The sequence below is a fragment of the Haemophilus sp. HN_Hi08 genome (assembly GCF_049824455.1).
Lineage (GTDB): Bacteria > Pseudomonadota > Gammaproteobacteria > Enterobacterales > Pasteurellaceae > Haemophilus > Haemophilus influenzae_D.
The window spans coordinates 190,817-204,635 of record NZ_CP187493.1 but is presented as its reverse complement, the minus strand read 5'-3'; the positions used below and the strand labels follow the sequence as shown (position 1 = coordinate 204,635).

Here is a 13,819-nt window from a genome sequence, read left to right as displayed (position 1 = left end):
AATTATGAAACTTTTCAAAGCTGAACAATGGAATATTGACGTGCTTCTTCCTCTTTTTGAAGCCTATCGCCAAGCCTATGGACAAGCAGAGAATCCAGAACGCACCTTGGCTTTTTTAACTAATCGTATGCGTTTTAATGAAAGCCTGTTTTTTATTGCGGTGGATGAAAATGAAAAGGCTATTGGCTTTGTGCAGCTTTTCCCTCGCCTTTCTTCTTTACAATTACAACGCTATTGGCAAATTACCGATATTTTTGTGTTAGAACATCCTCAACAAACAGAAATTTATGCGGCGTTGATTTCTAAAGCAAAAGACTTTGTACATTTTACGCAATCAAATCGTTTAGTAGCGGAATTAGCGCAAAATCAATATTCAATGTTGGAATCGGAAGGGTTTAAATTGAACCCAAAAGAACGTTTATTTGAATTGAGTCTGTAATGCTAACTGCGTTAAATCGTTATTGGGATTATTTGCGGATTGAACGCCAAATGAGCCCTCACACGCTCACCAATTATCAACATCAACTTGATGCCATCATCAAAATCTTAGCACAACAAGACATTCATGCTTGGGCACAAGTGACACCCAGCGTGGTGCGCTTTATTTTGGCGGAAAGCAAAAAACAAGGCCTAAAAGAAAAAAGCTTGGCTTTACGTTTATCCGCATTGCGTCGATTTCTCAGTTTTTTAGTGCAACAGGGAGAATTGAAAGTAAACCCTGCTACAGGTATTTCCGCACCAAAACAAGGCAAGCATTTACCGAAAAATATGGATGGCGAGCAAGTTCAACAGCTGCTTGCAAACGATAGCAAAGAGCCGATTGATATACGTGATCGTGCGATTTTGGAATTAATGTATAGTTCAGGTTTACGTTTATCTGAATTACAAGGCTTAGATTTAAACAGCATTAATACCCGAGTGCGGGAAGTGCGCGTTATCGGGAAAGGCAAAAAAGAGCGTGTAGTGCCGTTTGGGCGTTATGCTTCGCATGCCATTCAGGAATGGTTAAAAGTGCGGTCGTTATTTAACCCAAAAGATGAGGCGTTATTTGTTAGCCAGCTTGGAAATCGCATTTCTCATCGAGCCATTCAAAAACGTTTGGAAACCTGGGGCATTCGCCAAGGCTTAAATATCCACCTCAATCCGCACAAACTGCGTCATTCCTTTGCGACGCATATGTTGGAAGCTAGTTCTGATTTGCGTGCGGTACAAGAATTGCTCGGGCATAGTAACCTTTCCACCACACAAATTTATACCCACTTAAATTTTCAACATTTAGCGGAAGTGTATGATCAAACACACCCAAGAGCAAAAAGGAAGAAATAAAAAGTGTTATATAAAAAGAGAAACTATTAAATGATGAAAGATTAGAGTGTGTCAATGAGACGTAAAGTGAGGATTGCTGAATATTGGAAATGAATTGTGTAAGTTTGGTAATAGTGAAAGCTCTATTTTTTAGCGTCATTTATATAATGTATTTATGAATTTCCTTTTTGAAGAGTTTATATTTTGTGTGATAAGCAAAGTTTTCCGTGTTGAGATGGTTGGGGATAGTATTTTTGGAAAAATAGGAAGTATGTTTGAACATAAATCTTATTGTTTTATTTTGAATGCAAACGTTTGCTTTGTTCGTTATAATGCGTCCGTTTTTTTACTTTTCTTTTATACGGAACTGCAATATGACTGTCAAAACCTTTCGTGGCTCGCCTGCGCTTTCTGAATTTCGTTTAACTCAGCTTCAACAAAAATGTCAGCAATATCAATTGCCTATTACGTCAGTTTACACAGAGTATTTGCATTTTGTTGAACAAAAAACATTGCTTGTAGAAGATGAAATCGTTAAATTACAAGCATTGTTGCATTATGGATCAATGTTTTCTGAACTCAAGCCCACAGAATATTGTTTAATTGTGACTCCACGAGTGGGGACAATTTCCTCTTGGTCTTCAAAAGCGACAGACATCGCTCACAATTGTGGTTTGTCAAAGGTAAATCGTATTGAACGTGGTATAGCCTATTATTTCAATATTGAACGTAATTTAACCGAAGCAGAATTGGCTACGCTGAAAGATTTATTACACGACCGTATGTTAGAAACCGTGTTAAATCACGAAACAGAAGCAGCCTTGCTTTTCACTCAACAAGAACCTAAAGCATTAACCACCATTGATATTTTAAATGGTGGTCGTCAAGCATTAGAACAGGCGAATATTGCCTTGGGCTTGGCGTTGGCAGATGATGAGATGGACTATCTAGTCGAAAACTTCACGGCGTTAAACCGCAATCCACACGACATTGAACTTTATATGTTTGCACAAGCAAATTCGGAACATTGCCGTCATAAAATTTTTAATGCCGATTGGATTATTGATGGTAAAAAACAGGATAAATCGCTGTTTAAAATGATTAAAAATACCTTTGAGCAAACGCCTGATTTTGTGCTTTCTGCTTATAAAGATAATGCTGCAGTAATGGAAGGTTCGAAAGTCGGGCGTTGGTTTCCTGATCCAGATGGGCAATATCGTGTTCATCAAGAAGATGCGCACATTTTAATGAAAGTGGAAACACATAACCATCCCACTGCCATTTCGCCATTTCCCGGTGCGGCAACAGGTTCGGGCGGAGAAATTCGTGATGAAGGGGCTACGGGGCGTGGAGCAAAACCAAAAGCGGGTTTAACAGGTTTCTCGGTGTCTAACCTCGCTATTCCAAACTTTGAACAACCTTGGGAAGATCCATTGTCTAAACCAAATCGCATTGCTTCAGCTTTAGATATTATGATAGATGCGCCTTTAGGTGGTGCGGCATTTAATAATGAATTTGGTCGTCCAGTATTATCGGGGTATTTCCGTACTTATGAAGAAACAGTAAACAGTTTTGCTGGTAAAGAAGTGCGTGGTTATCACAAGCCGATTATGTTGGCGGGCGGAATCGGTAACATTCGTGGCGAACAGGTTCAAAAAGGCGAAATTTCAGTCGGTGCTAAATTGATTGTGCTGGGTGGGGCAGCGATGAACATCGGTTTAGGTGGTGGTGCAGCTTCTTCGATGAATAGTGGAAAATCAAAAGAAGATTTAGATTTTGCTTCTGTTCAACGTGAAAATCCAGAAATGGAACGCCGTTGCCAAGAAGTTATTGACCGCTGTTGGCAATTAGGGGAAGAAAATCCAATCCTGTTTATTCACGATGTGGGGGCGGGTGGTTTATCTAATGCGATGCCTGAATTGGTGCACGATGGCAAGCGTGGAGGAAAATTTGATCTGCGTTCTATTCTTTGTGATGAAAAAGGTATGTCGCCATTGGAAATTTGGTGTAACGAATCGCAAGAACGTTATGTATTAGCCGTTGCGCCAGAAAACCTCGAATTATTTACCGCACTTTGTGAGCGTGAACGAGCCCCTTTTGCAGTGATTGGCGAAGCGACTGAAGAGGAACATTTAACTTTGCACGATAGTTATTTCGATAATAATCCAATTGATTTACCAATGAATGTGTTATTAGGCAAAACGCCTAAAATGACACGCGAGGTTTCCTCAAAAACGGTGGAAAATCAATCGATTACAACGGAAAGTATTCAATTAAAAGAAGCATTTCACCGTGTATTACGTTTACCCGTTGTTGCAGAAAAAACTTTCTTAATTACTATTGGTGATCGCTCGGTAACAGGAATGGTAGCCCGTGATCAAATGGTGGGACCTTGGCAAATTCCTGTATCTGATGTGGCAGTTACTACAGCTTCATTAGATAGCTATCACGGCGAAGCAATGGCAATGGGAGAACGCTCTCCAGTTGCCTTGCTAGATTTCTCGGCTTCTGCACGTTTAGCGGTGGCGGAGGCGATTACTAACATTGCAGGCACCCATATTGGCGAGATGAAACGTATTAAACTTTCTGCTAATTGGATGAGTGCAGCAGGTCACACAGGAGAAGATGCAGGACTTTATGAAGCAGTAAAAGCTGTGGGCGAAGAACTTTGTCCTGCGTTAGGCTTAACTATTCCTGTGGGTAAAGATTCAATGTCGATGAAAACCACTTGGATCGATAATGGCGAACAAAAATCAGTGACCGCCCCACTTTCATTAGTAATTTCCGCTTTTGCTCGTGTAGAAGATGTACGTAAAACGCTTACGCCACAACTTCGTATCGACAAAGGTTTATCGCGCTTATTATTAATTGATTTAGGCGAAGGCAATAATCGATTAGGTGCCACCGCACTTGCTCAAGTGTACAAACAGTTAGGAGACAAGCCTGCCGATGTGGTAAAGGTTCAACGCTTAAAAGATTTCTACAACGCAATGCAAATTTTAGTCGCAGAAAGAAAATTACTTGCCTATCACGACCGTTCGGACGGTGGTTTAATCACAACCCTTGCAGAAATGGCGTTTGCAGGGCATTGTGGGGTAGAAGTTGATATTTCCGCCTTAGGCAAAAATGATTTAGCGGTATTATTTAACGAAGAATTGGGGGCGGTTATCCAAGTTGCCGACAGCCAATTAGAAAGCGTACGTGAGGTGTTGAAAGCTCACAATTTGCTTGGTATTACCCATCAACTTGGTACGGTAACTGCTGATGATCGCTTTGAGATCAACCGCGGCAGCCATAAATTATTCAGCGAAAAACGCACTGAATTACGTAGTATTTGGGCGGAATTAACTTACCAAATGCAACGCTTACGCGATAATCCAGATTGTGCTGAGCAAGAGTTTGAAGCTAAGAAAAACCCTGACGACAAAGGTTTATCCGCATTTTTGACTTACGATGTGAACGAAGATATTACTGCACCATTTATCAATAAAGGTGTAAAACCAACCATTGCAATTTTGCGTGAACAAGGTGTAAATAGCCATTATGAAATGGCAGCAGCATTTGATCGTGCAGGCTTTAATGCAATTGACGTGCATATGTCTGATTTAATGACTGGCCGTCGCAATTTAGCTGAATTCAATGCAATGGTTGCTTGTGGCGGTTTCTCTTACGGGGATGTGCTTGGCGCAGGGGGTGGTTGGGCAAAATCCATCTTATTTAACCCGAAATTACACGAGCAATTCAGCCAGTTTTTTATCAATCCAAACACACTGACCTTAGGTGTATGTAATGGCTGTCAAATGGTCTCTAACTTGGCGGAAATTATCCCTGGTACAGAAAACTGGCCACGTTTTGTACGCAACAAATCTGAATGCTTTGAAGCGCGTGTGAGTTTAGTGAAAATTAATGAAGTGGCTTCAGCTTGGTTTGCAGGAATGGCTGGCTCACATATGCCCATTGCGGTTTCCCACGGGGAAGGGCAAGTTAAGTTTAAATCAGCTGAACAGCTTGTAGGCTTAAAAGCACAAGGCATCATTGCCGCACAATACATCGACAATAACGGTAACCCTACCGAACTATATCCTGCCAATCCGAATGGCTCTGTGGAGGGCATTACTGCAATTACAAATCTGGATGGGCGAGTTGCTATTATGATGCCACACCCTGAACGCGTGTTCCGTGCTGTGAGTAACTCTTGGCACCCAGAAAACTGGACAGAAGACGGTGCGTGGATGAGATTATTCAGAAATGCAAGAATGGTATTTTAGAGAAATAAATGGAGTTGAACGCTAAAAAAGTGCGGTGGAAATCTAACAGATTTTCACTGCGCTTCGGTGTTTTCAATTTTATGTAATTATTTTTATTGTTAAGTTAGCGATATAATCATCAAAATAGAAATATAGAAATGATTAATATGAAACCTCAATATTATCTTGGTATGATGTCTGGCACTAGCTTAGATGGTGTGGATATTGGGTTGGTTGATTTTTCTCAAGATCCTCAACTTATCTTATCTGATTTTTTTCCGATGCCAGAAGATTTACGTGAGAAATTAACTACACTTGTTCAAGCAGGCGAAACAACTCTACAAAATTTAGGCGAACTGGATCATAAACTTGCCTTGCTATACAGTGATTGTGTCAATGCTTTTCTACAGAAAAATGCTCTTTTGCCAAATCAAATTCAGGCTATTGGTTGCCACGGGCAGACGGTATGGCATTCTCCAAATTCACAATTTCCCTTTACAATGCAATTAGGCGATATGAATTTACTTGCCGCTAAAACAGGTATTTCGGTTATTGGCGATTTTCGCCGTAAGGATATGGCTTGGGGAGGGCAAGGTGCACCTCTTGTACCTGCGTTTCACGAGGCGGTATTTTCAAATTCTAATTTTGCTACAGCTGTTTTAAATATTGGCGGGATTAGTAATGTGTCTATTTTGTTTCCAAATCAAGCTGTTATCGGTTTTGATATGGGGCCAGGCAATACCTTATTAGATCAGTGGATCGAAAAACATCAAGGGCTTCGTTATGATGAAAATGGCAAGTGGGCTGCAAAAGGCAACGTGAATAAAGTTCTGCTTGATGAATTATTAAATGAACCTTTCTTTTCTTTACCTGCGCCCAAGAGTACTGGGAGAGAGCTATTTAATCTTGATTGGTTAAATCAAAAAATAGCAAAAACAAGGGAAAAATTGACCGCACTTTCAGTTGAAATGTCTTTGCGTCCAGAGGATGTGCAAGCGACCCTTGTTGAATTGACGGTAACAAGCATTGTTAATGCACTAAATCAGCCTCAAACAGATTTACCAAAACGTTTATTAGTATGTGGTGGCGGTGCCAAGAATAGTTTAATTATGTGTGGATTGCATGATAATTTACTCGATTGGCAGGTTGGTACAACGACAGAGCAAGGTTTTGATATTGATTATGTAGAAGCCGCTGCTTTTGCTTGGTTGGCTTATTGTCGAATGAACAATTTACCAGCAAACCTGCCTAGCGTAACTGGCGCAAAAAGTGCGGTTAGTTTGGGGGCTATTTTTCCTAAAGACTAAGGTCAAAATATGAATGACATTATATTAAGAAGTTTATCCACGTTAATTACGGAACAACGAAATCCGAATTCAGTTGATATTGATCGTCAAACTGCTTTAGAAATTGTTCGATTAATGAATGAAGAAGATAAACTTGTGCCACTTGCGATTGAAAGCTGTTTACCGCAGATTTCGTTGGCGGTAGAGCAAATTGTGCAGGCTTTTCAACAAGGAGGGCGTTTAATTTATATTGGTGCAGGCACAAGTGGTCGTCTTGGCGTATTGGATGCGTCAGAATGTCCCCCTACATTTGGTGTATCTTCGGAAATGGTCAAAGGTATTATTGCGGGGGGCGAACATGCTATCCGTCATCCTGTTGAAGGGGCGGAAGACAATATGAAAGCTGTACTTGAGGATCTACAAAGTATAAATTTCTCAAAAAATGATGTATTAGTTGGTATCGCTGCAAGTGGCCGCACACCTTATGTTATTGCAGGTCTTCAGTATGCTAAATCTCTTGGTGCATTGACAATTTCTATTGCGAGTAATCCAAAATCTGTGATGGCTGAGATAGCCGATATTGCGATTGAGACTATTGTTGGCCCTGAAATATTGACGGGATCTAGTCGCTTAAAATCTGGTACCGCACAAAAAATGGTACTGAATATGCTGACTACGGCAAGTATGATTTTATTGGGTAAATGTTACGAAAATTTGATGGTCGATGTACAAGCCAGTAATGAAAAGCTTAAAGCACGCGCCGTGCGTATCGTAATGCAAGCAACGGATTGCGATAAAATGCTCGCTGAGCAGACATTAATTGAAGCAGATCAAAACGCCAAACTGGCGATTATGATGATTTTAAGCAATTTATCAAAATCAGAAGCGAAAGTATTGTTAGAAAGGCATCAAGGTAAATTGAGAAATGCGCTTGTTAAATAAGATAAAAAACTAATTTAAACATCAGTTTTTTATTTTGGTACGCCTCGTAATAATTCTACAGGCTCAAAAGGTCCCATTGAGGTTGGCGCTGGCATTTCGCTGAATAATAAAATAAATGGCTTGGGCGGAATAACTTTTTCATTTCGCCATAAATTTCCCATTCCGACTAATTGAATATCTTCGGGTAAATTACGAAGTCCTGCTTGTAACACCGCAATGGTATTTGGTCGAGGATGACCAATGACAATGGCGGTGCCGTGTTTTCTGGCATAGTGAATTGCTGCTTTAAATTGACGTTGAACGTCTGCGAATTCGTTACTATCATCTAAAAATATATGGCGATCTAATGAACGCACGTCTTGTTCTTTTGCTATTTTTCCTGCGACAGATTTTCCTATTGTTCGACTATCTAAAAAGAATAAATGTTTTTCTTGAAGTGCGGTCATTAAATAAGTCATTAATTGGGGATCGGCCGTTGCTGCACTGCCCATATGATTGTTCATACCGATGGCATCACGTACAATATTTTTAGCGGTATTAACGCGATCATTTACTTGTGTTGCAGACATTCCTAAATGTAATCCACCGTCTTCGATTTTAATTGCACTAATTGGTTGCATCGGCATATGGATTAAAATATCTCTGCCTTGAGATTTCGCTTCTTGGTTACGTACTCGAGCATAGGGTGCTGCAGGGATAATTGCCACCGATATTTCACGCGGCATCGCAAAAATTGCTGCATCTTCCTTGGAATGATAGCCTACATCATCAATGACAATCGCAAGTTTGCTTTGAGCAAAAGAAAAAGAGGCATAAAGTGCGGTAGAAAAAATAATGAAATTTTTTACCGCACTTTCTATCAGAATATTCATCAACGAATCCACCCTGCAGGATTTACTGGCGTTCCTTTACGGCTAATACCAAAATAAAGCGCAGAACGTGATATTTCCCCTGTATTTCCTACTTGAGCAATAACCTGCCCTGCTGAAACAAGCTGACCAACCTTCACTGACACCGCTTGATTAAAGCCATATAAACTTAAATCAGTTTCACCGTGTTTAACAATAACCATATAACCATAGCCATTCAAATATCCTGCTAAAATGACACGTCCAGCAGCAATTGCTTTAACAGGCGTGCCTGCTGATGCGCCAATTACCATACCTTTCCAACGTACTTCGCCTGCTTGGATAGAACCAAAAGTATGCAAAATTGAACCAGACACTGGTGAGGAATATTGTTTTTTTGCCGCCCCTAAACCGCTTGTACTATTAAGTAATTGTCGTTCTTGCACAGTGGGTTGATAAGGTTTTGATGTTCGTTTTTCTTCAGCTTTTTGGCGTTGCGCAAGTGCCTCTCTTTCACGTTTTTCTTGTTCGCGCGCTGCTTGTTCTGCTCGTTGAATTTCTTGACGAAGTGCTTGTTCGTTTGCTTTTAATGCATTCAATTTATCTTGATCTAGGGCTAAATTTTTATTGAGTTCATTCAGCGTAGATTGATGCTCTTGCTGTGCTTTTTGCAATGCTTGTTGTTGTTTTTTTTGTGTGGAAAGTTGATTTCGGTGGTTTTTTTGTTGAGCGAGAATCGCCTCTTTTTGTACTGCAATTTGTGCTTGCGTTGCTTTTAAATGATCAATCATTTCAATCCGAACTTGATTTAAATGCTGATAATAAACTTTCATTCGCTCTGCTTTTGTTGGATCTTGGGCAAACATTCGTTCAATCAGCGATGGATTAATGCCTGAACGGTAAATTATATCCGTTTGTTTAGCTAATCGTGTTTTTTGCTCACGTTCCTGTTTTTCTAATTGTTTGAGCTGCTTATCTGCATCGGCAATTTGCTTACGAATTTCCTTTAAACTTATTTGGGTTTCAAGCAGTTCTCCCTTAACAGTGTTAATTTTACTCTCGTGTTTTTTTAAATTCGCTTGCAACTTAGCTTGCTCACGTTTTTGCTTCTCAATTTTAGATTCTTGTTGCTTAATTTGTTTTTGAATTTGATTGAGATCGGAAGATTGGCTGACAGGCGAAAATATTAATAAACCGCAGCTTAAAAGTGCGGTTAATAATAATGATGTTTTTTGATTAACGCCTAAACGCAACATAATTCATCCTAAATCCGTAAAACTCGCAAATCTTATCATATTTGTGAAAAGGCGAAAAAGTTTGATGGTTATTTTTTGTTAAAGATCAGGAAATCATCCCTTTTAACTTTTAAAGCTAAGGATTTTTTGCTATAAAATGTGCGTTCTTTTTATTTGAAAACATTAGGAGATTCTTATGGAATTAGTATTTATCCGTCACGGTTTTAGTGAATGGAATGCGAAAAACTTATTCACGGGTTGGCGTGATGTAAATTTAACAGAACGCGGCGTAGAAGAAGCAAAAGCTGCGGGTAAAAAGTTGTTAGACAAAGGTTATGAATTCGACATCGCATTTACCTCTGTTTTAACTCGAGCAATCAAAACTTGTAACATCGTGTTAGAAGAATCCCACCAATTATGGATTCCGCAAGTGAAAAACTGGCGTTTAAATGAACGTCACTACGGTGCTTTGCAAGGTTTAGATAAAAAAGCGACTGCGGAGCAATACGGTGACGAACAAGTTCATATTTGGCGTCGTTCTTATGATATTTCTCCACCGGATCTAGATCCACAAGATCCAAACTCTGCACACAATGATCGCCGTTATGCTAATGTTCCATCTGATGTTGTGCCAAACGCAGAAAATTTAAAATTAACATTAGAACGTGCACTTCCATTCTGGGAAGATCAAATTGCGCCGGCAATGCTTTCTGGCAAACGTGTTTTAGTGGTTGCTCACGGTAACTCACTCCGTGCGTTGGCAAAACATATTATCGGTATTTCTGATGCTGAAATTATGGATTTTGAAATTCCAACAGGTCAGCCTTTAGTTTTAAAACTTGATGATAAATTAAATTACGTAGAACATTATTATCTTTAATTAAGTTCAACGTATTGTAGTGCTAGTTTTATAAAACAAACCCCCGCAAATTGGCGGGGTTTTTAAACAAGTCCAAATTATTTTGTGCTTGGAATTTTGAAACGGCTGTTGAAACGCTCAACACGACCACCAGTATCAACAACACGTTGTTTACCAGTGTAGAATGGGTGGCAGTTACCACACACATCAAGGTTGATGTCTTTGCCTAAAGTTGAACGTGTTTTGATCACATTACCGCAAGAACAAGTCGCAGCAATTTCTTTATATTCTGGATGAATACCTTGTTTCATAGAAAACCTCAAAATGAAGCCACGCCGCTATAGGAACTTTCTCCCTACACCGCGTGAGTGAATAATACGCCATAATTGGCACCAAATAGGTTGCGAATTATACTGAAAAAATACAGATAAACAAGCTCTATTTTCGTGTAAAATCATCCCCATTTTTAACCGCACTTTTCTTTTTATGTTAGCAAAATCTTCCATCAATGCGCCATTTGCCAAATCTGTTTTAGCTTGGTACGACAAGTTTGGACGTAAGCATTTACCTTGGCAGCAAAATAAAACGCTTTATGGTGTATGGCTTTCTGAAGTGATGTTACAGCAAACGCAAGTTGCGACGGTAATTCCTTATTTTGAGCGGTTTATCAAAACATTTCCAAATATCATCGCACTTGCCAATGCTTCACAAGATGAAGTGTTACATTTATGGACGGGCTTGGGCTATTATGCACGAGCGCGTAATTTACATAAAGCCGCTCAAAAAGTGCGGGATGAATTTAATGGAAATTTCCCAACAAATTTTGAGCAAGTTTGGGCATTATCTGGAGTGGGACGTTCGACTGCTGGTGCCATTTTATCTTCTGTTTTAAATCAGCCTTATCCAATTTTAGATGGTAATGTGAAACGTGTGTTGGCGCGTTATTTTGCTGTTGAGGGATGGAGTGGAGAGAAAAAAGTAGAAAATCGCTTGTGGACATTAACAGAGCAAGTTACACCTACGACGCGTGTGGCAGATTTTAATCAAGCAATGATGGACATTGGTGCAATGGTTTGCACGAGAACTAAGCCCAAATGCGATCTTTGTCCGTTAAATATGGATTGTCTGGCTTATAAAAATGCAAACTGGGAAAAATTTCCAGCTAAAAAACCTAAAAAAGTGATGCCAGAAAAAACTACCTATTTTTTAATTTTGTCGAAAAATGGCAAAGTATGTTTGGAACAGCGAGAAAACTCGGGATTATGGGGCGGATTATTTTGTTTTCCACAATTTGAAGATAAAGCCTCGTTGCTTCGTTTTTTAGCCCAAGAAAAAGTCACGCATTATCAAGAATGGTCGAGTTTTCGACATACATTCAGCCATTTTCATTTAGATATTCATCCAATTTACGCCGAAATGGAGAGTACTTTATGCGTGGAGCAGGCTAATTTGGACTGGCGAAAAGTGGCGGAAAGTTCAAAAGAATACCAATCAAACCTATCAAGTGCGGTCAAATATTGGTATGATCCGCAAAATCCTGAATCGATCGGGCTGGCTCAGCCTGTGAAAAATCTTTTAATACAATTTGTAAGGAATCATTATGGCAAGAACAGTATTTTGTGAATATCTCAAAAAAGAAGCGGAAGGCTTAGATTTCCAACTTTATCCGGGAGAGTTGGGCAAGCGTATTTTTGATTCAGTAAGTAAACAGGCTTGGAGCGAATGGATTAAGAAACAAACGATGCTTGTGAATGAAAAAAAACTTAATATGATGAATGCAGAGCACCGTAAATTATTAGAACAAGAAATGGTTAATTTTTTGTTTGAAGGTAAAGATGTTCATATTGAAGGCTATGTTCCACCATCAAATTAGTTATCTATCCTACAATGAAAAAATATTTATTATTGGCATTGTTGCCTTTTTTGTATGCTTGTAGTAACTCACTGAATCAAGGTATTAACTATGATGAAGCCTTTGCTAAAGACACGCAAGGGTTAGATATTCTCACTGGGCAATTTTCACATAATATTGACCGTATTTGGGGTGTCAATGAATTATTAGTGGCAAGCCGTAAAGATTATGTGAAATATACAGATTCTTTTTATACGCGTAGCCACGTGAGTTTTGATGAAGGTAATATCGTTATTGAAACCCAACGAGATCTAAATCGTTTACATAATGCGATTGTTCATACCTTGTTAATGGGTGCCGATGCAAAAGGTATTGATTTATTTGCATCTGGAGATGTGCCGATTAGCTTTCGCCCATTCCTTTTAGGGCAGGTTGTGGATCATCAAGGGCAACAAATTGCTAATCAAGTTATCGCAAGTAATTTCGCCACTTATTTGATTCAAAATAAATTGCAAACTCGTCGGTTACAGAATGGGCATACCGTGCAATTTGTCTCTATTCCTATGATTGCAAATCACGTAGAAGTGCGTGCGCGAAAATATTTACCATTGATTCGTAAAGCTGCACAACGTTATGGCATTGATGAAAGTTTGATTTTGAGTATTATGCAAACAGAATCAAGTTTTAACCCTTATGCGATTAGTTATGCCAATGCCATTGGTTTAATGCAAGTAGTGCCTCACACCGCTGGTCGAGATGTGTTTACAATGAAAGGCAAAGGTGGACAGCCATCTACGCGCTATTTATATGATCCTGCGAATAATATTGATGCTGGCGTGTCTTATTTGTGGATTTTGCAAAATCAATATTTAGATGGAATTACGAATCCAACCTCAAAACGTTTCGCAATGATTTCTGCATATAATAGTGGTGCTGGTGCTGTATTACGTGTTTTTGATAATGATAAGGATACGGCGATTTACAAAATCAACCAAATGTATCCAGAACAAGTTTATCGCATTCTAACGACTGCTCACCCATCATCACAAGCTCGCAATTATTTGTTGAAAGTAGATAAAGCACAGAAAAAATTTCGTGTAAGACGATAATTGAATTTTTTCAGATAATCAAAATGCTCTCTGGCTAACACCATCGAGCATTTTTTATTAAAAAAGTGCGGCAAATTTTAAAATAGTTTTTATTATTTCGTTGTTTTAATAAACATATTGATGATTAACTATTCAA

General features: G+C 39.2%; 12 protein-coding genes. 9 read left to right on the top strand and 3 right to left on the bottom strand.

Annotated elements, in window-relative coordinates; all coding sequences use genetic code 11:
• Positions 1 to 4: 4 nt before the first annotated feature.
• The 5 genes from ACPT8O_RS01055 (at position 5) to murQ (ending at position 7,780) form a co-directional block, all read left to right on the top strand.
• Positions 5 to 439 carry a GNAT family N-acetyltransferase gene (locus ACPT8O_RS01055; protein ID WP_021034664.1) on the top strand — a complete coding sequence of 145 codons (435 nt, stop codon included), beginning with the start codon at positions 5 to 7 and terminating at the stop codon, positions 437 to 439.
• Positions 439 to 1,326, top strand: a complete 888-nt coding sequence (xerC, locus tag ACPT8O_RS01050) for a tyrosine recombinase XerC (protein ID WP_021034665.1) — start codon at positions 439 to 441, stop codon at positions 1,324 to 1,326. The genes ACPT8O_RS01055 and xerC overlap by 1 nt, the downstream gene beginning before the upstream one ends.
• A gap of 353 nt (positions 1,327 to 1,679) precedes the next feature.
• Complete coding sequence (gene purL, locus ACPT8O_RS01045) at positions 1,680 to 5,573, top strand: phosphoribosylformylglycinamidine synthase (protein WP_021034666.1); 3,894 nt, start codon at positions 1,680 to 1,682, stop codon at positions 5,571 to 5,573.
• A gap of 137 nt (positions 5,574 to 5,710) precedes the next feature.
• A complete protein-coding gene (locus ACPT8O_RS01040) occupies positions 5,711 to 6,859 on the top strand; it encodes an anhydro-N-acetylmuramic acid kinase (RefSeq protein WP_021034667.1) in 1,149 nt (382 codons plus the stop codon).
• A 9-nt stretch (positions 6,860 to 6,868) separates the two neighbouring features.
• On the top strand, positions 6,869 to 7,780 hold the full coding sequence (gene murQ, locus ACPT8O_RS01035) for an N-acetylmuramic acid 6-phosphate etherase (protein WP_021034668.1): 912 nt from the start codon (positions 6,869 to 6,871) through the stop codon (positions 7,778 to 7,780).
• A 29-nt stretch (positions 7,781 to 7,809) separates the two neighbouring features.
• On the opposite strand, the gene ACPT8O_RS01030 is transcribed toward murQ, so the two are convergent.
• Both ACPT8O_RS01030 and envC read right to left on the bottom strand, forming a co-directional pair.
• Positions 7,810 to 8,652 (bottom strand): divergent polysaccharide deacetylase family protein, encoded by an 843-nt coding sequence (locus tag ACPT8O_RS01030; protein WP_021034669.1) that lies wholly within the window; start codon positions 8,650 to 8,652, stop codon positions 7,810 to 7,812.
• Positions 8,652 to 9,884 carry a murein hydrolase activator EnvC gene (gene envC / locus ACPT8O_RS01025; RefSeq protein WP_021034670.1) on the bottom strand — a complete coding sequence of 411 codons (1,233 nt, stop codon included), beginning with the start codon at positions 9,882 to 9,884 and terminating at the stop codon, positions 8,652 to 8,654. The genes ACPT8O_RS01030 and envC overlap by 1 nt, the downstream gene beginning before the upstream one ends.
• Before the next feature lie 175 nt (positions 9,885 to 10,059).
• On the opposite strand from envC, the gene ACPT8O_RS01020 reads away from it, so the two are divergent.
• A complete protein-coding gene (locus tag ACPT8O_RS01020; RefSeq protein ID WP_021034671.1) occupies positions 10,060 to 10,743 on the top strand; it encodes a 2,3-diphosphoglycerate-dependent phosphoglycerate mutase in 684 nt (227 codons plus the stop codon).
• A 77-nt stretch (positions 10,744 to 10,820) separates the two neighbouring features.
• On the opposite strand, the gene rpmE is transcribed toward ACPT8O_RS01020, so the two are convergent.
• A complete protein-coding gene (gene rpmE, locus ACPT8O_RS01015; RefSeq protein ID WP_021034672.1) occupies positions 10,821 to 11,033 on the bottom strand; it encodes a 50S ribosomal protein L31 in 213 nt (70 codons plus the stop codon).
• Positions 11,034 to 11,208: 175 nt separating this feature from the next.
• Here rpmE and mutY point away from each other — a divergent pair, with 175 nt between their 5' ends.
• From mutY to mltC, 3 genes are read left to right on the top strand one after another with little or no spacing between them, the layout of a single operon-like run.
• Entirely contained in the window at positions 11,209 to 12,345 is a 1,137-nt protein-coding gene (gene mutY, locus ACPT8O_RS01010; protein WP_021034674.1) for an A/G-specific adenine glycosylase, read from the top strand.
• Positions 12,323 to 12,595 carry an oxidative damage protection protein gene (locus tag ACPT8O_RS01005; protein ID WP_005690347.1) on the top strand — a complete coding sequence of 91 codons (273 nt, stop codon included), beginning with the start codon at positions 12,323 to 12,325 and terminating at the stop codon, positions 12,593 to 12,595. The genes mutY and ACPT8O_RS01005 overlap by 23 nt, the downstream gene beginning before the upstream one ends.
• Before the next feature lie 14 nt (positions 12,596 to 12,609).
• On the top strand, positions 12,610 to 13,683 hold the full coding sequence (mltC, locus tag ACPT8O_RS01000) for a membrane-bound lytic murein transglycosylase MltC (RefSeq protein WP_021034675.1): 1,074 nt from the start codon (positions 12,610 to 12,612) through the stop codon (positions 13,681 to 13,683).
• Positions 13,684 to 13,819: the final 136 nt, after the last annotated feature.

Excerpts from the sequence above, each read along its gene's own strand:
- ACPT8O_RS01040 (WP_021034667.1), top strand. The coding sequence starts at position 5,711 with ATGATTAATATGAAACCTCAATATTATCTTGGTATGATGTCTGGCACT.
- ACPT8O_RS01055 (WP_021034664.1), top strand. The coding sequence starts at position 5 with ATGAAACTTTTCAAAGCTGAACAATGGAATATTGACGTGCTTCTTCCT.
- rpmE (WP_021034672.1), bottom strand. The coding sequence starts at position 11,033 with ATGAAACAAGGTATTCATCCAGAATATAAAGAAATTGCTGCGACTTGT.
- ACPT8O_RS01005 (WP_005690347.1), top strand. The coding sequence starts at position 12,323 with ATGGCAAGAACAGTATTTTGTGAATATCTCAAAAAAGAAGCGGAAGGC.
- mutY (WP_021034674.1), top strand. The coding sequence starts at position 11,209 with ATGTTAGCAAAATCTTCCATCAATGCGCCATTTGCCAAATCTGTTTTA.
- murQ (WP_021034668.1), top strand. The coding sequence starts at position 6,869 with ATGAATGACATTATATTAAGAAGTTTATCCACGTTAATTACGGAACAA.
- xerC (WP_021034665.1), top strand. The coding sequence starts at position 439 with ATGCTAACTGCGTTAAATCGTTATTGGGATTATTTGCGGATTGAACGC.
- ACPT8O_RS01030 (WP_021034669.1), bottom strand. The coding sequence starts at position 8,652 with ATGAATATTCTGATAGAAAGTGCGGTAAAAAATTTCATTATTTTTTCT.
- envC (WP_021034670.1), bottom strand. The coding sequence starts at position 9,884 with ATGTTGCGTTTAGGCGTTAATCAAAAAACATCATTATTATTAACCGCA.
- purL (WP_021034666.1), top strand. The coding sequence starts at position 1,680 with ATGACTGTCAAAACCTTTCGTGGCTCGCCTGCGCTTTCTGAATTTCGT.
- ACPT8O_RS01020 (WP_021034671.1), top strand. The coding sequence starts at position 10,060 with ATGGAATTAGTATTTATCCGTCACGGTTTTAGTGAATGGAATGCGAAA.
- mltC (WP_021034675.1), top strand. The coding sequence starts at position 12,610 with ATGAAAAAATATTTATTATTGGCATTGTTGCCTTTTTTGTATGCTTGT.